Here is a 20782-nt window from a genome sequence, read left to right as displayed (position 1 = left end):
CCGGCTCTGCGTCCGGATCGGTTTCGACATAATGCTTGAGCAAGGACAGCTTGTTCTCCCAGAAACGCTCGTAGTACTCCAACCAACGCTTTAGTTCCAGCAGCGGATCCGCATCCAGACGATAACGCGTCTCCCGCCCGACCTTGCGCTCCTGCACAAGTCCGGCTTCGGCCAAGATGCGCAGATGCTTGGATACTGCCGTACGGCTCATCGGAAACCGGCCGCTGATATCCTTCAGCGGCAGTTCCCGCCCGCCTAGAAGCTGCAGCAGCTCCCGGCGCGTCGGGTCCGCGATCGCCTGGAACACGTCGTGTTTTGCAGAGGCCGCCTCCCCCATGGCTTACACCCGAACGTATTCGGCCAGCTTGCCCACCATACCGGCCCAGCCTTGATCCATGTTGCCGCGAACGACTTCGTGCGGTTGGCCGAACTCGGTAACTTGGTCGGCGGTCCAGCCGCCGTGAATCAACGTGAATTCCGTTTGATTGTTCTTCTCTTCCAGTTCAAACGTGAGCGTCCAATCCTTGCCCCAATGAAACGATAACCGGCGCGGCGGATCCAGGACTGTCACCTTGCAGGGAGAATCCCCGAAGGGACCGGCATGCAGGACAAATTCATACCCCTCTACCGGCTGGAAGGTATTCGGCATGAACCAGGCCGCAATCCCCTCCGACGTTGCAACCGCCTCCCATACCCGGGAGATGGGTGCATTTAGCAGAATCGTATGCCGAATGTCCGGCAGCTTGCTCGTGTTATTCTGATCCATCATCTATTCTCCTCTTTGCAAAAATATTTATTGTATTTATATGAAACCAAATGGTTTCCTATCATAAATGATTATATGACTCCATTAGGTTTCATGTCAACAATAGGCGTACCTCCAAAAGATTTGCGGAATCGATCCACAAGATTGTTGCATTTTGTGCATCATTTTGAAGCGAACGGGCTGACCACATCCAGAATGTTGCATTTTGTGCAAGATTTAAGGCGTATTGGATTCCCTGCTTGTAATAATGTTGCATTTTTTTCAACAAATCGACTCCAAACACTCACGACTCGACGAAAATGTTGTAGATTTTGCAACATTTCCCTCCCCCACCTACATAAAAAATCCGCATCCCCTGCGAAAAGCAGCGATGCGGATCTTTCATACGAGTTCCGTTTACGGTTTGCGGCGGCGAATCTCGAACAGTCGAGCGGAAGGTGCAGGCGGAAGGGTCACCGTTAGCTGACCCGCTGCGGAATCCCAGCTCCAGCTGCAATCCAAGTCTTGCGGATATGCGCACCGAATGTCCAGCGTCTCCCCTTGCAGCTTTGAAAGCGGCAGGATCTGAGACGAAGTCTCCCCGCGGGTTCGCCACACGGCCAAGTAAACCGTATCGCTTCCCGGCCGTTGCAACCCCAGGCTGACCCAATCGTCCTGTTGCTTCGGCAACCCCAGCGGCCAGAACGGCAACGCTTCCGGAATATCCGCGCGAATCGCCTTGTAGTAATCCAGCGCTTCCTTCACAAGTGCCCGGCGTCGCGGGCTTAGTTCAGCGAGATGGCCGCTTTGGTGCACGCGCAGCAACAGCGCATTGACCATGTTGAAGACGACCTCCTCGTCGTCACCTTCCCGCAGCGGGTACGACCAGATGGCGGATTGCTCCGGCGTCAGTGCCGAAGGGGATGCGGCGGCGATCGCCGCATAGTTCACATAGTTCTCCTGATCGCTGGTCGACTGGATGCTATGACGGCTCAACATCGCGTAATCCATCCGCATCCCGCCGCTGGAGCAGTTCTCGATCACTAGCTCCGGATACCGCGCGAAAATACGGTCAAGCCAAGCGAGGTACGCGCGGTTATGCTGCAGCAACCCGTCGCCGAAACTATCCGCAGCCGCTTCCGTCCCGATCCCGGCGTTGATATTGTAATCCATCTTAATGTAACCGACCCCGTAATCCTCCACTAACCGGCGAATCACCTCGTCGGCATGGGCCACTACCTTCGGGTTGCGGTAATCCAGTTGGTACCGGCTGCGGTCCATCACCCGCTTGCCATGCCGCAGGAAGAACCAGCTGTCATCGGTGTCTGCCAACTTCGGACTGTTGATGCCCATCACCTCCAGCTCGAGCCACAACCCCGGCACCATCCCTTTGCCCCGGATATAGTCCAACACGTACTTGATCCCTTCCGGGAACCGTTCCGAAGACGGCAGCCATTCGCCAACACCGTCCCACCATTCGCCTGGAGCGTACCAACCGGCATCGATACAGAAATATTCGCAGCCCGCTTCCGCAGCGGCGTCGATCAACGGCAGCAGCTTTTCCGTCGTCGGGGAGCCCCAAAGGCAGTTCATGTAATCGTTGAAAATAATCCGCAGCTCCCGGTTATCATCGTTTGGCCGGCGAATCCGGCGACGATAAGCGGTCAGTTGCCCGATCGCCGCTTCGAAGCCGCCATTGGTCGCCCCAACCGCGACCGGAACGCTGACGAACCGCTCCCCCGGCGCGAGCGATACCCACCAGTGGTTATCGTGTTCAGTCGGGCCACTGAGGAGCAAGGTCAACTGATCAACCTGGTCGAAGATTTCCCAATGCCAAGAACCGTTGTGCTCGATTTGCCAGAACAGGCTGGTGTTCGTTTCCCGGTTCTCCAGCACCGCCATTGGAATATGCTCAGCCGCCGACCAGGAGCCCGTATTGCTGCAGGTGATCCGCTTGGAGCTGCGATCGGTTAAATGGGATAACCCCAGCTCCGGTAAACGGTAAGCCCGCCATTGCAGCTCGCTTTGCCATCCGGTATGGGGAATGGACAATACCATTTTGTCGTCCCGATCCTGTCCGCCTTCCATATCCAGGCCGGTCAATGCGAAGGAAGAGACATATTCGACGCCCACCGCCGCCGAACCGGCATTAAACAATTCCACCCAGGCCCGGACCGTCTGCACCCCATCGTAAAATTGTACGTGCTGTACGGCCTCCAGCCCGGTCTTCGGGTCGCGCAGGGCAACCTCCAGCTTCCGCCCGAATTCGTTGCGGCCGTTCGTATGGCCGACGTAAACCATCCGCAGCCCCGGGTACGATGCCCGATGGGTTCGCCCATGGTATTCGTCCCGGTCCTCTCCCGTAAGCTGCAGCTCCATCAGGCGGAAGCCCGGTTTGCGCTCCTCCCGGATCCGCGCCTCGTCCAGCGCATTTGCCCCAAAATGAAGCAGCCGCACACCCTGCTCCTGGGTTACCTCCAATACCAGATGTAAGCCATTTTCCCGAATCGCGATTCTGCTCATCACCTTCGCACTCCCCTTCAACCGTCATAAGTAAAAACAAAACCCAGCACCGGAGGTGGTGCTGGGTTCATTTGTGTTTAAGGAACAACCGAGACTTTCGATATTATTGAGCCGAACCCAGTTGTACCCAAGCTTGTTCGATTTCCGTTACCGCTTGATCCTTCGACTTGCTGCCGCCGATGTAGGCTTGCATGATCTCGCCGAATTTTTGATGGAACGTATCCAGCGAGTAGTTGATCGCCAGGTCGCCCGACGGCTCCGATTTCAAGATTTCGTTCATTTGCTTCGGCATATCCAAATCAGGAAGAGGAGCATCCTTGATCGGCGGAATAACCTTCGCTACAGTAGAGAACCAGTTCTTGCCGTATTCGGATGTGTACAACCAGTTAAAGAATTCAATTGTTTCGTTCACAACTGCGGAATCTTTATTAATGCGCAAAGCTTGGTCCGCACCGGTGATGATCGTTGCTTGCTCTGCTTTGTCGCTGACCGGATAACCCGCGATGCCGATTTGGATGTCCGGAGTAATTTTCTTGATCGCTTCTTCGTCCCATGCGCCTTTACCGATCATGATTGCTGCTTTGCCGGATGCGAAGTCACTGACTTGCGCATTGCTGTCGCGTTCCAGCGGCTTGTCGGTACCATGTTTCACCGTCGTATCGATGAAGCTAAAGAAGTTGTTGTACAGGACAGGGTAATCTTTGATTTTGACATCCCCAGCAATAAAGCTATTGACCAGGTCTTGCGTCGTTACCCCAGCGTCTTGAGCCGCTGCGTTCACGAAATGCTGGAATACGTGCTTCCATACCCACCATTCCTTATACGCATTTGCGAAAGGCGTGATGCCTTTAGCTTCGAGCTTAGCGATCGCGTCGTCCAGCTCGGCCGTCGTTTTCGGGAAAGTGGTAACTCCTGCTTCATCCAGCAATTTCTTGTTGTAGATGACGGAGAACAGGTTGCCTTTGACCGGCAGACCCAGAACCTTTCCGTCGGAAGAAGTCATATTCGCACGAACGGCGTCCGTCATGGCAGCAGCCAGCGGTTGATCCGTCAAATCCGCGCTATATTCAGCAAAGGTGTCGATATCGCCGCCTGCCGTCGTTTGGAATACGTCAGGCGTACTGCCTGCCGCGATTCTCGATTTCAATACCGTGTTGTAGTCCGCCTGCATGATCTCCAGGTTGATCGTCACGTTTGGCTTCACTTTCTTATATTCCGCAATGTAGGCGTTAAACGCATCGGTATATTCCGGAGAAGCCGTAAACATGTTGATCGTGACCGGTTTGGAATCATCCGTTGCAGCGCCATTGCCGGCACCCGCGTTGTTCGCTCCGTTATTCGCCGCGTTATTGTTGCCTCCGCATGCGGATAACAGGCCCATAAGCAGCACCAGGCTGAACGATAAGGCCAGGATTTTCTTCTTCATTAACTAACGCCCCCACTTTCTTTTTGTTGATCATTGGTTATGCTCCTTATTCTAAAGAAAAGGCTCGGGTGAAAAAATGTAGATATGTGGTGATTTAAGGGTAAAAAAGTGGAGTCCTCCTGCGAGTTCACTTTTTGACCCTTTCCTCCTGCTGTTGACGGTATTCGGAAGGCGACAGGTCATAGTAATTCCGGAACGCCTTGCTAAAATAGTTCTTATCTTTATAGCCCAACATTTCGGAAATTTCCTGGATTTTAAGCATGGAGTCGTCCAACAGTTCTTTGGCCTTGTCCATGCGAACCTTCTGCACATATTCGTGGATCCCGCAGCCATATTGTTGCTTGAATAGCTTCATCAAATACTCGCGGCTCAGAAAATACTTCTCCGTGAACATCGAAATTTTGATGTCCTCAAAATAGTGATTGTCGATATACTCCTTGATATCTTCGACACTGAACGGACGGCCCGCGGCCATCGACCGACGGACTTGCTCGTGATAATACTCGGCCAACTCCAGCAGCAAGGCTTCGAACTGGTCAAACGTGGCAAAATCCGTTCGCAACCCCAGCGCCTGCAGCGATCGATCTCCCCCGGAGGAAGGAAGCTTGTCCGCCGGAACGCTAAGCTCCGAAGCCGTGTCGTTCATCAGCACGACAATTTCCCGCAGGATCCGGTCGGCGGCACCGATGCTGAAGAAGCCGGAAACTCGAATACTCTTAGCGAATTCAGACATAACCGATTTGGCATGGTTGAGATTGCCCGCCTCCAGGGCCCCGCGCAGAATCGGCATGCGGCTGGAGAAGGAGAACGTCTCCTTAACCGTCGGCTTGTCCGATTCCCCGATGACGGCATTTCCTTTGAGCTTCAACAAATCGATGCCCTGGATGCCGGAGATCGCCTCTTCATAGGAGGCGGCCAGGTCCATCACATCCTCGCAATATCGCCCGATGCCTCCGGCAACCAGCACCCCAAACAAGTCGCTTAAGGTGGAGGCCACTTTCCGCATCAACTCCCCCGCACGGAAGGCAATCTCTTGCGGGTATCCCCCTCGCGCCGTATAGACCGCAATCATTTCCCGCTCTTGCTTCGGATTGGCGAAGCTGAAGCATTGCAGGCTGTCCACGGCGACATCGTTGATGACGTTTGCCACGGCGAAATACAGCAGCTCTCGATCGCGATTAAACCGGCTGTCCTTTACGGCCTCCATATTCATGATCCGCAGGACGAGCACGCCAAACCGATGATCTTGATGATCGGCCCCAATCAATGGCAGAAACGCTTGATTGCTTTGCTTCTTAAAGCTGCGCTCAATAATCGACAGATAGATTTTCTCTTTCAATTTTGGAAGCGACATATTAAAGGCAATATTCCGGGTGATCGATTCGCTTTGGATCTGACGTTTGGCCTGAAGCACGTCAACCGCTTTGCGAAGCGCCTGGTTCAAATCCTGGCGATTGACCGGCTTCAGCAGATAGTCCACCACTCTGGCATGGATCGCTTGACGGGTGAATTCAAAGTCGTTATACCCGCTGATGACGATCGTCAACAGTTCGGGATACTCCTGCTCCACGATTTGCAAAAATTCGACCCCGTTCAGCTCAGGCATCTTCATGTCGACCATGACGATATCCGGCTTGTGCTGTTCCAGCATCGCAAGCCCCGCCTTACCGTCAGTCGCTTCCCAAATCTCATCAACCTCAAGGTCCTGCCAATTCCCCAAAATCCGAATCGCTTCGCGAAGCGGTTCCTCGTCGTCGATAATCAACACTTTATACATGACTGCTGCCCCCCCGCGGTATCATCATCCGCATCTCCGTACCCTGCTTATCGCTTTGGATGCTCAGCTCGGCTTCTTCGCCATAGAGAAGTTTCAGGCGGGTATACAGGTTTTTGAGCCCGATGTTCTCTCCCTCCTGTTCCTCCCATTCCTGGCGGAACGAAGTTTGGATTTGCTCCATGCGATCCGGAGAAATGCCCGGACCGTTGTCCCGCACCGAAATCACGGCATGGGTGTCGCCCAGCTCGGCGTGGATCCGTATGGAGATGCCGCTCGACATTTTCTCCAGCCCGTGCTTGATGGAGTTTTCGACCAGAGATTGAATGGATAGCTTGGGAATTTGCAGCTCCTTGAGGGCCTCTTCCCACTCGACCGTGACCTGCAAACGGCTGCCAAACCGGGCTTTCTGCAGCGCGAGGTAACGTTCGATGTGCTTCAGCTCCTCCCTAGCGTTTACGATGTCTTTTCCACTTATGCAATATCTTAGGGTTAATGCCAAGGCATCCACCATCTCGGCCACCTCCTCGTCCCCGCTCTTCAACGCTTTGGTCGAAATCGCCTGCAGCGCGTTATACAAAAAGTGCGGGTTAATCTCCGCCTCCAGCGCTTTGAGGATGGCGTTCTTCTCCACCAATTTCATCTTATAGCGTTCATTGATCAAATCGTTCGTCCGCCGTACCATGCGGTTGAAGTGCCTTGATAAATAGGCAATCTCATCCCGGCCCTTCACCGGAATTTCCGCGTCAAAGGTCCCTTCGCTAAAGCGGCGCATCTGAAGCGACAAATCTTTGAGCGGGCTCGTAATTTTATTGGAGAATAACGCGACCAGAATGAGCGAAATCAGCAAAAAAATCAAACCGATCAAATACCCCAAATTTCGCGTTGCCTTGGCGGCTGCGTAGATATTGCTGTACGGGATCGGTTTAACCAGCTTCCAGCCCCCGTTCGCTTCAATGTTATAGACGATTAAATACTTATCGCCCGCCTCGTCGGTCCAGGTCAGCGGCTTCATCAACGCATCCTCCCCAAGCCGGGCAAGCCATGGCGCTTGTCCCACTTGATCCAGGAAAGCAGGCTCATCCACATGAAAAGGGACATTGTTTGGATCCAGGTACAGCAAGTGCTCGCCATTCTCGAATGGAACATCCTTCAGAATCTGGTCCTTGACCGTCGGTTTTAAATAGAACGAGATCACCGCTTTCGGTTCGCGGGTCACCAAGGAACGCAAGACACGGTGATAACCCATAAAGCTAGGCTCCTCGTTCATGACATACCCCGACTTGGACCCGGGAACGATAAATGACTGATAAGACTGGTTGTGACGGCTCTCCATCGCCTGCTTGTACCAAGGCTGCTCGGGGATCCCCTCTTGATAGCTCGACCGAACCGTGATGTTATAAGCTTCTCGCGTGATGGCGTAGTATTTCTGCTGATCGATCAGGTACAGATAAATGCTCTCCAGGTCATTTCGCGAATAGAACAGCTCGCGCAAATAATCTTCCAGGTACATTTTCGACGCATAATCCGATTCTTCGTTCATAATCGCCTGCAGAATCTCTTCATAGTGGATTTGCGGCAGAGACAACTGCTCGATGCCGGCGAGATAATCCTCCAGCTTCTGATTGATCAGCTTCAGGTTGTTTGTCGTACTGGCCATGCTATGGTTTACCGATTCTCGCTCCAGCATCTGATAGGAGATGACCGTCAAGAGCCCAACCACCAGAATAATAATCGTTGTAAACAACAAAATAAGCTTATTGACCAGTCTGCGCGAAATCCGGTCAGTAAGCGTCGTTAGCATGCTTAAGATGCGGTTGAACATAGCCCCTCATTTCTAGTACGTCGGGGAAAAAAGCGAGTTCACCTTTTTACCCTTAACTGTTTTCTTAAATCCATTTTGGCGGCAATACCGCTGTTTTATAATCATTATAGCCGAAAAAGTCAAGGTGTGCAGGGAACCAACCTCACCCGATCTTTAAACAATACGTCACGAAAAAGAGGTGCCATTATGTTCAAACTAGGGAGAAAACGGGGCGAGAAATTGGAGTTTGGCGTATTCACGTTGCCGATTCTGATTTCCATCATCGCCGTCTTCTATTATCCGTTCATCATGACGATACGTTATTCCCTGACCAAATGGAACGGGATCTCCAAGCATCCGAAATTTGTCGGGCTCGACAACTTTAAGCAGATTTTTATGGGCGATGCGAATTTCTCGCATGCGGCCTGGTTTACGATCAAATACGCCATCCTTTATATCGTGCTGATCAACGTGCTGGCGATCTTGCTGGCGCTGGTGCTCGATATGAAGTTGAAGACGACAACCTGGCTCAGAGCAGCCTTCTTCATTCCTTACATCCTCAGCTTGGTTATCGTCGGATTTATCTGGAAGTTCATCTTCATGCAAGGCTTTGAATCGCTAGGTGCCAGCACCGGTTGGGGGGTATTCGCCTTAAGCTGGTTGGGTGAACCCGGACTCGCTTTTATCTCGGTGTTGTTCGTATCGATCTGGCAATCGATCGGATTTTACATGGTGATCTACATTGCTGGCTTGCAATCGGTTCCGGAAGATTTGAAAGAAGCCGCTACGGTGGACGGTGCCGGCCCGATCCGCAGATTCTTTAATGTCACGCTGCCGTTGCTGGCTCCATCGATTACGATTTCCGTCTTTATGGCGCTGACCAACTCGATCAAGGTGTTTGACGTCATCCTGTCCTTGACCGGCGGCGGCCCTGGCGGAACGACTTACAGCGTGGCGTACGACATTTACCGCGACACGTTCCAGAACAACCTGTACGGCTACGGTACAGCCAAAGCGCTGATTCTGTTCGTAGCGGTGCTGATTATTACGGTGATCCAGCTTACTATCTTCAAACGCAGGGAGGTTGAGGCGTAATGAAAAAGAATAGTGCAGGCCGCATCGTCCTGGAAATCGTGATGGTGCTCCTCTCAATCTTGTTCCTGTATCCGTTGTTCCTGACCATCATCAACTCGTTGAAGAGCTTCTCCGAGGTCATGACCGACGTGATCGCTTTACCGAAAAAATTAACCTTTGCCAACTATAGCTATGTTTGGGAGTTCATCAACTACCCGCGGCTGTTCCTCAACAATACGGTCATTACCGTCCTCGGCTTGGCCGGGATCGTGTTGATCTCGTCCATCGCCGCGTACAAGCTGGCCCGTACGAAATCGAAAGCCAGTTCGATCATTTACTTCATCTGTATCATGCCGATGCTGATTCCGTTCCAATCGATCATGCTGACGGTACTGCAGATGGCGAAGAACTTCCATCTCTCCGATAGCACGTGGGGACTCGGCATTTTGTACTGGGGCTTCGGCGCTCCGCTCGCCCTATTCATCTACCACGGCTTCGTGAAAGGGATTCCGAAGGAAATCGACGAAAGCGCCACAATCGACGGCGCCTCCGGCTTCCGGTTGTTCTTCAGCGTGATCTTCCCGCTGTTGAAATCCGTCACCACCACGATCATCATCATCGACGTCATGTGGATCTGGAACGACTTCCTGCTTCCATTGCTTATGGTTAACGGCTCGCCGACAACGAAGACACTAACGCTGGCCGCCTACACCTTCGTCGGACAATACACCTCCGACTGGCAATACGCGATGACCGCCATGGTTATGGCCGTGCTGCCTTCGATCATCGTCTTTATCTTCCTGCAAAAATACATCGTCAAAGGCGTTGTCGCCGGTGCGGTGAAAGGTTGACATAAACAGCCCCTGGTCCGATGGACCGGGGGCTGTTGTCGTGCTTAGAACAATACCTGCAAAAGTGCAGGTATTATCGGCCAAACTTGACCGAAATCAGAAATACCTGCAAAAGTGCAGGTATTTCTGTCTTTATCGTCATAAATGGAACAAACGGGAAAAATAACTGCATTTTCGCAGTTATTCTAACCCAATCGTTGTTATTCGTAAAAATACCTGTATTTTTGCAGGAATTTAGTCTTCTATTTCTACCCCCAACTCGTCCTCATCCTCAAACAGCGTGCGGAGTACGCTGTTCCGATTCTCCAGGAAACGCCGCGTGATTTGGTAATGATCGGTATCCTCGTAACGGACCGTTTCCATTCGATCCCCATCGAAATTCAGGATGTCTGCGTCCGGATAACCCATCAGAATCGGCGAATGCGTAGCAATCAAGAACTGGGCGCGATCCGATAAGTCGCGAATGATCCGCATCAAGGCCAGCTGCCGGGCTGGAGACAACGCGGCTTCCGGTTCGTCCAGCAGATAAATGCCTCGGCTGCCGAATCTGTACTTGAACAGACTGAGGAACGATTCGCCATGCGATTGACTGTGTAAAGATCGCCCTCCATAGGACGGAGTTGCCGCAACCTCATCAATATGCGAAGCAAACGAATAGAACGATTCCGCCCGCAGAAAGAAGCCGTTCGTGACTTTCGGATTCCATGAGAGGCGGATATAATCGCCGAGCGCAGATTCTGACCGGTCCACCTCGTAGACGTTATTTCTCCCGCCTCCGGCCGGATTAAACCCGCATTGGTAGGCGATCGCCTCCAGCAGGGTGGATTTACCTGAACCATTCTCCCCGACAAAAAACGTGACCGGACGGCTAAGACGAAGCTTGTTCAACTTCCGGACTAACGGGAGAGAGAACGGGTATTCTCTCGATGAAGGCATATTGTCTTTCAGGAGCGTCACCTCTCTTAAATACATCCCACGTCCTCTCCCTTCGGTGTGAATTAATCGAGCTCCTTGTAAATAAAATAGTCGAAGTCGGCAGGCTTGCGCATCCCGCTAAGGTCCTGGGCGCATACGCCGAGGAAGGTGCCGGTGAAGCGTACTTTCTCCGCCGGATCGTCCGCCAAGTGGCTAACGTCAACCGCTTTGCCGACCGCCTGCCAGTTCTCCCCATCGAGGCTGTAGGCGAAACGCGCCAACTCTCGTTCGATGGTCACTCGCAGCCAGCAGCGCGTAGCGCCTTCGATCGAGATGTCCTCTTCCAGCAGCTCGTCATAAACCCCGGCTTTCGTTTGGATGAGATTCAGACTATTCCCCTTCGTTTCATCCCGGGAGATCCGCAAGTAGACATGATCATTCGTATCGTAAAAGACGGTCAAGCCGGCCATCTGCTGGAACGTCTCCGGCTCGAACTCCACCACGGTCTCCGCCAGGCAATGAAACGACTGCTGCCGCCGAGCCACCAAGCTTTGCCGGAACAGCGAGTTCATCGACTCGCGGCCATACAAGCGCAGGAAGCCGGGGCGCTCACGTAAGGTCAACCAATCCTCCGTAGGCGGAACGCGCAGCGTGCTCCAGTGAACGCCGAGCTCGAACCCCCCGCCGTCGAAATCGTCGCGCTCCGGCTCCGGTTCGAACGGATGCGGCGGCAACGCAGGCGCATCCACCTCGACCCGCGGATCATTCCCGCCGGTCTCCAGCCGGAACCAGCCGTCTTCCGTCCAGACACCGCGTTGGATCGCCGTTTCCCGGCCAAGCGTGCAATAGATGTCTTTCGTTGGCCGCCCGGTTAGGTGTACCAAGTACCACTCGCCCGTTTGCGTTTCAACCAGCGAGGCGTGCCCCGCCTTTTGCAATGCCAGATGCGGTTTACCCGACGACGTCAGAATCGGATTGGTCGGGTCGACTTCATACGGTCCGCCGATCGTGTGCGATCGGGCCATCGTAACCGCATGATCGTAATACGTGCCCCCTTCCGCCGTGAGCAAGTAATAGTAACCGTTTCTTTTATATAAATGCGGGCCTTCGGTTAACCTAAGCTCCGTGCCTAGAAAGATATTCTTGACCGGGCCAACCAGTTTCTGTTGCTGCGGATCATATTCCTGAAGAACGATGCCGGCAAAATGATTCTTTCCTTTCCGGTGATCCCACAGCATATTCACCAGCCATTTGCGCCCATCATCGTCGTGGAACAAGGAAGGGTCAAAACCGCTGCTGTTTAAATACACCGGTTCCGACCATGGACCGCGAATATCGCTGGCAGTGACCAGATAGTTCGGGGTGTCCTTGAATGCGCCGTGGCGGCTTTTGACGTCCGTGTAGATGAGATAAAACAAACCGTTATCATAGCTGAGACACGGAGCCCATACCCCGCAGGACCCGGGATTACCCAGCATGTCGAGCTGCGAAACCCGAGTCAGCGGATGACCGATCAATTGCCAGTGCACAAGATCCCGGGAATGATGAATCTGTACGCCTGGAAACCACTCGAAGGTGGACGTCGCGATATAGTAGTCGTCACCGACCCGTAAAATCGAGGGGTCCGGATTAAAACCGCTTAAAATCGGATTCGTGATCATAGTACGTTCACTCATGTGATTTCCTCCTGTTCATAACTGTTATCGTTTCAGTGATTGTTTTTCTCATTTACTTAAAATTCGATTATAATAGAAATTAGGCTTTCGTATCTATTTCATGCCTAAGGAGGCTTGTATTTATGCCCAACCCACAACATTCACACGATTCATCGCATCGTTTATCCCATATTCCCGTCTCCATTCTCGACCTGGCGCCAATCACGGCCGGCAGCACCGCCATGGAATCTCTGAGCAACTCGCTGGATCTAGCCCGGCACGCCGAAGACTGGGGTTACCATCGCTATTGGCTGGCGGAGCATCACGGCATGCCCGGCATCGCCAGCTCGGCGACCTCGGTCGTCATCGGCCACATCGCCGGCGGCACGAAGAAGATCCGCGTCGGCTCCGGCGGCATCATGCTGCCGAACCATGCGCCGCTGGTCATCGCCGAGCAGTTCGGCACGCTGGAGTCGCTATACCCGGGGCGGATCGATCTCGGTCTCGGTCGGGCGCCAGGTTCCGACCCGTTGACCTCGCATGCGCTGCGGCGCGGGCCCGGCAGCGACGGGCAGGACTTTCCGGAGCGGCTCTCCGAGCTGCGGAACTACTTCCAGCCCGTCTCGGGTTCCTCCATGCGCGTACGGGCGATTCCCGGCGAAGGTCTGCGTATCCCGATCTGGCTGCTTGGCTCCAGCGGCTTCAGCGCACAGTTGTCCGCCCAACTCGGTCTGCCGTTCTCTTTCGCCAGCCATTTCGCGCCGGATTACCTGCTCCCGGCGCTCGATCTGTACCGCACGCACTTCCGCCCGTCGGAGGAGCTGGCGAAGCCTTACGCGATGATCGGCGTTAACGTGATCGTCGCCGATACTGACGCGGAGGCCCGCCGCCTGGCGACCTCCCAGCTGCAGCAGTTCCTCAACCTGATCCGCCGGCGCACCGCGCAGCTTAGCCCGCCGATCGACCAACTGGACTGGACGCCGCAGGAGCAAGCCCTGGTCGAACGCCAACTTAGCTATTCGGCGATCGGGTCGCCGGAGACCGTGCGGAATCGGCTGGAACACCTGTTGGCGGAGACCGAGGCCGACGAGATCATCGTCGCTGCGCAGGTCTACGACCATAAGGCCCGCTTGCGTTCCTACGAGCTGCTGTCGGAACTGTTTGGAGGACAACGTTCCTTATAATCCGTCGGACTGTACCCCGTATATTCCTTGAACACTTTGGAGAAATAGTGCTGATCGCTGAAAGACAAGGCATCGGACACCTCTTTAATTCGCATTTCCGGCTTGCAGGCCATCAGCCTGCAAGCCTCTTTGATTTTTAGTCCCGTGTAATACTGCACGAACGTGTTTTGCGCATAATTCTTCATCACCCGGCTGATATACGAAGGGCTGACATGAAATTTGAGGGCTACATCGGCAATCGATAGATACGAGTATAAGTTTAGCCTGACGTACTCTTCAATCTGCCGAAACAGCTCCTCTCCGCTTTTCCGGTTCTGCGCTTGAACTCGTTCGAAGGATTGCTTTGCCCATTCCTGAAACCCCTGGCAGAACTTCTCGAAGCTATCTACCGAAAGCAACCCCCGTGATGTCGCCTCGAGCTCCAACCGGTATCCGGAGCCTTGGTCGTTCCAGGCTTGGGAGAAGGCATCCACCATCAACGCGACGAACCGTTCCAGCTCCGTGAGCCGGATATTGTCGACGGCCCATTTCGCCAGTTGCTCGTTCAGCTTTAACAAGAACTTCTCCTTCCCCCGACTCTGGATGAGCTCGGTGAAGGCGGCCACTGTCGCCCGATCCAATTCCGGGCTGTCCAAACCGCCGAGCCCATGCGGGGTCTCCGTATCGATCACTACGCCGTGGTGAATACGTTGCTCTTTATCCAAAATCCCCGATACGCGATGATACAACTCAGGGAGTTTGTCCGGATCGCCGGACTGCAACTGCCCGCCAACCGATACCGGTAGCCCTTCAGCCTCTAAGGTACGGCGAATCGACTCGAAGCATTCATACACCGAGGAATAGGGCTCCACGGCCATTTTTTGCACCAACACGAGGAACTGACTAGCCATTTGGGTTGGAAACACCCAGCACAGATGCGGGGAAAATAACTCCCCCAGCCTGCGCTGCAGCCCCTCTAGATTCCAAAGCTCTCGTCCTCCTGCAAATGGCTGTCTCCGGATGAGAATCAGCGCCTTACCGTAATGGCGAAATTGGTCGCCAAGCTGCAGCTCCTCATAAAACCCGGGCTCCACAATCTCCTTGAACAGCTCCGCTTCGTTTGGAATCCGGCTTTGCAGCCGCTCGATCGCCCGATTCATGACCTCAGCCAGCTGTTTGCGCTCAATGGGCTTCAGCAAGTAATCGAAGACCTGCAAATTGATGGCCTTGCGTGTGTACTCAAAATCGTTGTACCCGCTGATCAGAATGAACAACAGTTGCGGGCGGAGTTGCTTTGCTTGTTCAATCAACGTCAACCCGTCCATCTTCGGCATGCGGATATCGGTCAGCACCAGGTCCACGGGCTGTTGTCGGATCAGCTCCAGCGCTTCCTCTCCATTCGTCGCCGTCGCCACCACTTGGACCGGGAGCTCCAGGGAGCCAAGCAGCGTTCGAATGTTCCGCAAGATCGGTTTGCTGTCTTCCACGATCATCACGTTGTACATGCTGTGCCCTCCTTGTTCAGTAGAAGTCTTTCGTTAACGATCCGATGATCTGCACCGTAGCCCCTTTTTCTCCGTCGGCGTGATTGAACACGTTAAAGAACAGTCGGTTCTGATACATCAATTTCAGCCGTCCCACACTGTTCACGATACCCATGTTGCCGATTGAGGTCCCCCGTGCCTCTCCCTCTCTGTCGGCGTCCGCTGCCCGGAGGTTATCCATAATCTCAGCTATTTTCCCGGGAGGAAAGCCATCTCCGTTATCCTTGATCTCCACCGCCCATAGTCCGTTGAACTGCTTCACCGTGATATCAATCCGCCAAGGCGGGTCGCTGCGGGAGAAGGCATGCTCGATGCAATTCTCTACGAAAGGCTGCAGCACCAGCCGGGGCAACTGTACGTTCCGCACGGATTCGTCCGCATGAATCTCCCATACCAAGTCCTCTTCGTATTTCTGCTGTACGAGCGACAAGTAGTGCCGCGTATGCTCCAGTTCATCGGCCAAAGTCACGTGAGCATAGGGAGAAGACACGATGTAACGCAAGCTATCCGATAAATGCTTGCACATATCGGAAACGACCTCGGTCTTCCCCTCTTGGGCAGCGATACTGATCAAATAGAGCACGTTATGGATGAAGTGCGGCGCGATTTGGGCCTGGAGCGCGGAGTTTCGCGCTTTGACCTCCTCGTGAAGAGCGATTTTCTCCCGTTCGATCGACTCCTGCAGACGTTCCATGAGATCCTGAAACGCCTCATTCAGCAAGATCAGTTCATTGTTTTGCGAACGAGTGTCCATTTTGATATTCATGTTACTATAGCTGATCCTCCAAATCTGGCTGCGCAGCTTACGAATGGGCAACAACAGGTTTCGTGAAGAGAAATAAATATAGACGAAAGACAATAGCAACAACGACGTTATCAACAGGATGGAAAGGTACTTCACCGAGTTCACCGGCCCCAGCACGTCCCCTTTTGGCGTAACGAGATAGGTTGTCCATCCGGTGCTCTCCGAGCGGGAATAGGCTACGTAATTCCGGTAATTATCCGCGTAAACTCCGCTGTCCCGATCTCTTGCCGTAAGCTCCGCATGCTCCGCTTCCGACATGGAACCGGCTACGGACCGGCCTACCTGGTCCAAGATATACACCTCTCCGGCGCCTATGCCATGCGTCATCCTTTGCAGAAACGTCTCGTCCAATAGAATGCTGAGATACCCGAAAACCTTGCCATTCTGGTTGTTAATGGGCCGAATAAAGGAGACCGTATCTCCTTGTCGTTCCAGCACAAATCCGCTGCCGCTCCAGCTCCCGTTCATCAGGCTTTTCTTTAAATAGCCTTCCAAAGAAGCCGCGTCGCCCCGTTCCCCAAGGTAAGACACGATCTGCCGTCCTGCCTTGTCGTAAATCACCATATCCTTGATGTTCATCCTTGGTCCGATGGCCTGGAACATCAGATCCTTGAGTCTGCGGCTTTGATTCAGCCGTTCGATGTTCACATCGGTTTGATACCCTCGTTCAAGGATGGCAAAGATGTCCTTGCTGGATAAGATCCGCTGAGACAGCTGGTTTTGGCTGTCGACGTAATCGTCGAGCTGCTGGCTGACCTTCGTCGCCGCTGCCAGCTTGGCCTCGACCGTTTTCTCCTTCAACGGTTTAATGACGACCAGATTCACGTATACGATAAAGCAGCCGAGTATAAACAAGAGCAAGGCCACAAAAGTTAAAAAGACTTTGTTTTGCAGACTGAGCTGATTTTTGCGAGGGGAAAAAGGTCTCATGACGTTGGCTTAGGCCTCCTTGCTGTGCCTTAATGCGTTTGTTTGATGGTTTAACTGTACCATTTCGCTTCACGTCATGACAACGGTTTCAAGTTCACAATTTTACACATGATCTGTCACCCTCAGACATGTACCTTAGCTGCCCTGGATTTTATAATCAAGTTGCAAGCGCATTCAAAGCCACATCATAAAGACGGGGGGATTTGCCTTGAATCACACAATGAAAAGAACGACCACCGCGATTGTCGCCGGTTTGCTAGCCGTATCGCTCGCAGCCTGCGGATCGGGAGGCGCGAAATCCGGCAATGCCGCGAAGGAAGGTACGAACACCGGTGCCGCCAAAGGAGACAAAGTCACCATCGAGTTAGCGATCTCCAAGAGCTCACAGGACTCCGCCTTCATTCAACAAGATCTGCTGGATGAGTTTGAGAAGCAAACGAACATCAAAGTGAATCTTCAGTTGATTCCAGCCGAGCAAACGACAACGGTCCTGCAAACCAAGCTGGCCGTTGAGGAAACACCGGACATCATTCAATACAACTTGGCCAGCGCCACCACGGATTTGAATCTGGAGCGCAACTTCGAGATTCTGGATAACGAGCCTTGGGCCAGCCGGATTCTGAACAAAGACGTCCTTTCCGCTTATGGGCATATCTATAGCTTCCATGTCAGCCAGGATACAGGGATGCAGGGCGTCGTGTACAACAAGGACATCTTTGATGATTTGGGACTGTCGATTCCAACCAACTTCGAAGAGTTCCTGGCCGTTTGCGAGAAGATCAAAGCGAGCGGAGTTACTCCGGTATTCATGCCGTACAAGGACAATTGGTCCGCCAATATTTGGCCGGCAGCCGCTTTTGCCAACTTCGTATCCAAAAACGATCCAACCTTCTTTGATGAATTGAACAGCAACAAGAGAAAATGGTCCGACATTCCGGAATTCCAAACCTTCCTGGAACAGCAATATGAAGTGTATAAAAAAGGCTACACCAACACCGACGTCCTCAGCGACAGCTACGATATGGCGGTTGGCAAATTCCTGAACAAGGAAGTTGCGATGATGTTCATGGGCGACTGGTTGATCGAAGGCGTGCTTAAGCAAGACCCTAACATGCACCTGGGTGTCTTCCCGATCCCTTCCGAGCAGGATGCCAGCCTGGGAGCCAGCCCGCTTGGCGGCCAACTGTTCATTCCGAAGAAAGCCAAGCACTTGGCAGAAGCGAAGGAGTTCTTGAACTTCATGGGTTCCAAGGAAATCGCTCAGAAAATCGTCGATTCCAAAGGTTACGTATCGAACTTGAATGACGTCAACACGCCGGAACTGCCGGCCTACAAGCAGGAGATCGTCGACAACTACATCACGCCGAAGAAAACCGTGCTGACGACCGACGCCTTCATGCTGGTAGACCGCAGCGAATTGTACCGGCTGCTGCAGGATCAATTTGCCGGTGGATTAACGCCGGAAGAAGTCTTGAAATCCTGGGACGAAAAGTTCAGCCAACTGATGAAAGATAAAGAAATCCCCGGTTTCTAAATCGGAAGAATGGCAGGCAGCATAAAGTCCCGTCCGGGGTTTTATGCTGCCCCAGTCTATAATGGGGTGGGAGAACATGAAATCAAAAGCATCGGTCAAAAATCTATATTCCTATTATCTCGTACTACCGGCGTTATTGATCTACTCGATCTTTTTCGTCATTCCGGCGTTTACGGGCTTTTATTATTCCTTTACCGATTGGCGGCTGGATCGCCTAACGATCGACTTCGTCGGTTGGGAGAACTTCCGAAAGATCTTCTCCGACAAAACGCTGATTCTGGCGCTTAAAAACACTTTGATTTTTGCCGTCGTCACCGTGGTCGGGAAAAACCTGATCGGCATTGTGCTGGCGGTCGCGCTCAACATGCGATTGAAAACGCGGAACCTGCTGCGGGCGATCTTTTATTCCCCGTCCATCCTTAGCATCCTGGTCATCGGCATCGTCTTTACGCCGATCTTACGCACCGAAGGCGCCATCAACCGGATGTTCGATGCGGTCGGACTCCACGCCTTGAGCCAGGCTTGGCTCACCAATCCGCATATCGTCATCTGGACCATCGCTATCATCTCGATTTGGCAGCATGCCGGCTTCCAAATGGCGATTTACTTGGCTGGACTCCAATCTATCTCCCAGGAGTATTACGAAGCGGCGACCATCGACGGGGCCGGATCCTGGAAGAAGTTCACGAAAATCACGCTGCCGCTCCTGCTGCCAGCGATCAATATTAACCTGATGCTCACGCTCATCGGCGGACTTAAGGTCTTCTCGGAGGTCTTCGTCTTGACGGGCGGGGGGCCGGGCAACGCCTCCCAGGTCGTCGGTACAATCATTTTGCGGTCCTTCGGCGAAGGAAGCTGGGGGCTGGGTACGGCCATCAATACACTATTGTTCGTGGCTGTAACCATCATTGCCATCCCGCTGCTCATCTTTATGCGGCGTAAGGAGGTCACCGAATAATGGGAATCACGCGCAAACTCGCCATTCGTAACTACATCGTCGAAGGCCTTCTGCTACTGGCATCGTTGCTCATCATTTTACCGATCTTGATCATGATCTTCGGCTCGTTCAAAACGAGCGCCGAAGTGCTCGATTTCTCACTAAAGCTGCCCGAAAAATGGATGTTCTCCAACTACGCGCGCGTATTTGAAGAGGGGGGGATCGCTCGGGCTTTCGGGAATAGCGTGTTGATTACCGGCATTTCGTCCGTGATCAACATCGTCGCCTCTTCCGCAGCCTCTTTTATCTTGGCTCGGCGCGAGACGAAATTCGCGAATACGCTGTATATGTACTTCTTTATGGGCCTGATCGCCCCGATGTCGACGATCACGACCATCCGGATCGTGCAGGCGCTTGGTTTCTACGGCAGCATCACCAGCGTCATTCTCATTTACGCCTCGCTGAACACCGCATTTAGCGTGTTTCTGTACAGCGGCTTTATCAAAACGATCCCGAAAGCGCTCGACGAAGTTGCGTTCCTTGAAGGGGCCAGCGTGTTTGGCGTGTTCTTCCGGATCGTAACGCCACTGATCCTGCCGGTGAATGCCACGGTCGCGATCATGGTCTTCATGTCGGTGTGGAACGATATCACGATTCCGTTGTACTTCCTGACCGACAGTTCGACCTGGACGATGCCGCTGTCCATCTACAATTTCTACGGCAAGTACAGTCGAGAGTGGAACCTGATTTTCGCTAATCTGGTGCTAACGTCCCTGCCGGTGTTTATCCTGTATTTGTTCGGTCAAAAATACATCGTCAGCGGCCTGACCGCCGGCGCCGTGAAAGGCTGATCGGGAAGCGCGCGGCGCGTTGGCGCGTGGCGCACGGCAGGCGTGGGTGGAGCTGGCGCGTACGACTGAGCGTGTCTATACACTTTGGTCACCGCCTACTCCTCACCGCCGCTGCGAAATGTTGTAGTTTATGCAATATTAGCTTTTACAACATTATTCGATATAAGTTGGTTCAGCCCAGCAAAATGATGCCCATTGTACAACATTTCGCCGAGCACCAACGAATTCCTCAGATTACGTGAGCCCCGGGA

At 53.2% G+C, this 20782-nt stretch carries 16 protein-coding genes; 6 read left to right on the top strand and 10 right to left on the bottom strand.

Going from position 1 to position 20782, the window contains the following annotated elements:
• The 6 genes from IM700_RS11435 to IM700_RS11410 form a co-directional block, all read right to left on the bottom strand.
• Positions 1–337: ArsR/SmtB family transcription factor (locus IM700_RS11435; RefSeq protein WP_204801146.1), on the bottom strand; the 337-nt coding region annotated here is incomplete at its 3' end.
• 3 nt (positions 338–340) lie between these two features.
• Positions 341–766: an SRPBCC family protein gene (locus tag IM700_RS11430; RefSeq protein WP_193417147.1), complete on the bottom strand. Its 426-nt coding sequence runs from the start codon at positions 764–766 to the stop codon at positions 341–343.
• Positions 767–1162: 396 nt separating this feature from the next.
• Positions 1163–3268, bottom strand: a complete 2106-nt coding sequence (locus tag IM700_RS11425; protein WP_193417024.1) for a glycoside hydrolase family 36 protein — start codon at positions 3266–3268, stop codon at positions 1163–1165.
• Between the two features lie 103 nt (positions 3269–3371).
• Positions 3372–4694 (bottom strand): ABC transporter substrate-binding protein, encoded by a 1323-nt coding sequence (locus tag IM700_RS11420; RefSeq protein ID WP_193417023.1) that lies wholly within the window; start codon positions 4692–4694, stop codon positions 3372–3374.
• 127 nt (positions 4695–4821) lie between these two features.
• Complete coding sequence (locus IM700_RS11415) at positions 4822–6471, bottom strand: response regulator transcription factor (protein ID WP_193417022.1); 1650 nt, start codon at positions 6469–6471, stop codon at positions 4822–4824.
• Complete coding sequence (locus tag IM700_RS11410) at positions 6464–8293, bottom strand: cache domain-containing sensor histidine kinase (protein ID WP_193417021.1); 1830 nt, start codon at positions 8291–8293, stop codon at positions 6464–6466. The genes IM700_RS11415 and IM700_RS11410 overlap by 8 nt, the downstream gene beginning before the upstream one ends.
• Positions 8294–8479: 186 nt before the next feature.
• On the opposite strand from IM700_RS11410, the gene IM700_RS11405 reads away from it, so the two are divergent.
• Positions 8480–9367 carry a carbohydrate ABC transporter permease gene (locus tag IM700_RS11405; RefSeq protein ID WP_155604845.1) on the top strand — a complete coding sequence of 296 codons (888 nt, stop codon included), beginning with the start codon at positions 8480–8482 and terminating at the stop codon, positions 9365–9367.
• Positions 9367–10197, top strand: coding sequence for a carbohydrate ABC transporter permease (locus IM700_RS11400; RefSeq protein WP_155604844.1), 831 nt, complete (start codon positions 9367–9369; stop codon positions 10195–10197). The genes IM700_RS11405 and IM700_RS11400 overlap by 1 nt, the downstream gene beginning before the upstream one ends.
• Before the next feature lie 234 nt (positions 10198–10431).
• Here IM700_RS11400 and IM700_RS11395 read toward each other — a convergent pair whose 3' ends face one another.
• Together IM700_RS11395 and IM700_RS11390 are read right to left on the bottom strand one after the other, a co-directional pair.
• Entirely contained in the window at positions 10432–11169 is a 738-nt protein-coding gene (locus IM700_RS11395) for an AAA family ATPase (RefSeq protein ID WP_193417020.1), read from the bottom strand.
• A 26-nt stretch (positions 11170–11195) separates the two neighbouring features.
• Positions 11196–12788 carry a glycoside hydrolase family 43 protein gene (locus IM700_RS11390; RefSeq protein WP_204801145.1) on the bottom strand — a complete coding sequence of 531 codons (1593 nt, stop codon included), beginning with the start codon at positions 12786–12788 and terminating at the stop codon, positions 11196–11198.
• A 122-nt stretch (positions 12789–12910) separates the two neighbouring features.
• On the opposite strand from IM700_RS11390, the gene IM700_RS11385 reads away from it, so the two are divergent.
• Entirely contained in the window at positions 12911–13951 is a 1041-nt protein-coding gene (locus IM700_RS11385) for an LLM class flavin-dependent oxidoreductase (RefSeq protein WP_193417019.1), read from the top strand.
• On the opposite strand, the gene IM700_RS11380 is transcribed toward IM700_RS11385, so the two are convergent.
• Together IM700_RS11380 and IM700_RS11375 are read right to left on the bottom strand one after the other, a co-directional pair.
• The gene (locus tag IM700_RS11380; RefSeq protein WP_193417018.1) at positions 13906–15435 is read right to left on the bottom strand and encodes a response regulator transcription factor; all 1530 of its coding nucleotides are present in this window, start codon (positions 15433–15435) and stop codon (positions 13906–13908) included. The two genes, IM700_RS11385 and IM700_RS11380, sit on opposite strands and share 46 nt — an antisense overlap.
• A gap of 16 nt (positions 15436–15451) precedes the next feature.
• Positions 15452–17209, bottom strand: a complete 1758-nt coding sequence (locus IM700_RS11375; RefSeq protein ID WP_155604839.1) for a sensor histidine kinase — start codon at positions 17207–17209, stop codon at positions 15452–15454.
• Positions 17210–17429: 220 nt separating this feature from the next.
• Here IM700_RS11375 and IM700_RS11370 point away from each other — a divergent pair, with 220 nt between their 5' ends.
• The 3 genes from IM700_RS11370 to IM700_RS11360 all read left to right on the top strand — a co-directional run bounded on the left by IM700_RS11370 (position 17430) and on the right by IM700_RS11360 (position 20531).
• Positions 17430–18743 carry an ABC transporter substrate-binding protein gene (locus IM700_RS11370; protein ID WP_167521167.1) on the top strand — a complete coding sequence of 438 codons (1314 nt, stop codon included), beginning with the start codon at positions 17430–17432 and terminating at the stop codon, positions 18741–18743.
• A gap of 76 nt (positions 18744–18819) precedes the next feature.
• The gene (locus tag IM700_RS11365) at positions 18820–19701 is read left to right on the top strand and encodes a carbohydrate ABC transporter permease (RefSeq protein WP_155604837.1); all 882 of its coding nucleotides are present in this window, start codon (positions 18820–18822) and stop codon (positions 19699–19701) included.
• Positions 19701–20531, top strand: a complete 831-nt coding sequence (locus tag IM700_RS11360) for a carbohydrate ABC transporter permease (RefSeq protein ID WP_193417017.1) — start codon at positions 19701–19703, stop codon at positions 20529–20531. The genes IM700_RS11365 and IM700_RS11360 overlap by 1 nt, the downstream gene beginning before the upstream one ends.
• The last annotated feature ends 251 nt before the right edge of the window (positions 20532–20782 follow it).

Origin of the sequence: Paenibacillus rhizolycopersici, from assembly GCF_014947195.2 — a bacterium.
In the GTDB taxonomy this organism is placed as follows: Bacteria; Bacillota; Bacilli; order Paenibacillales; family Paenibacillaceae; genus Fontibacillus; species Fontibacillus rhizolycopersici.
The sequence above is the reverse complement of the archived record's forward strand: the minus strand, read 5'-3'. Positions and strand labels throughout refer to the sequence as shown.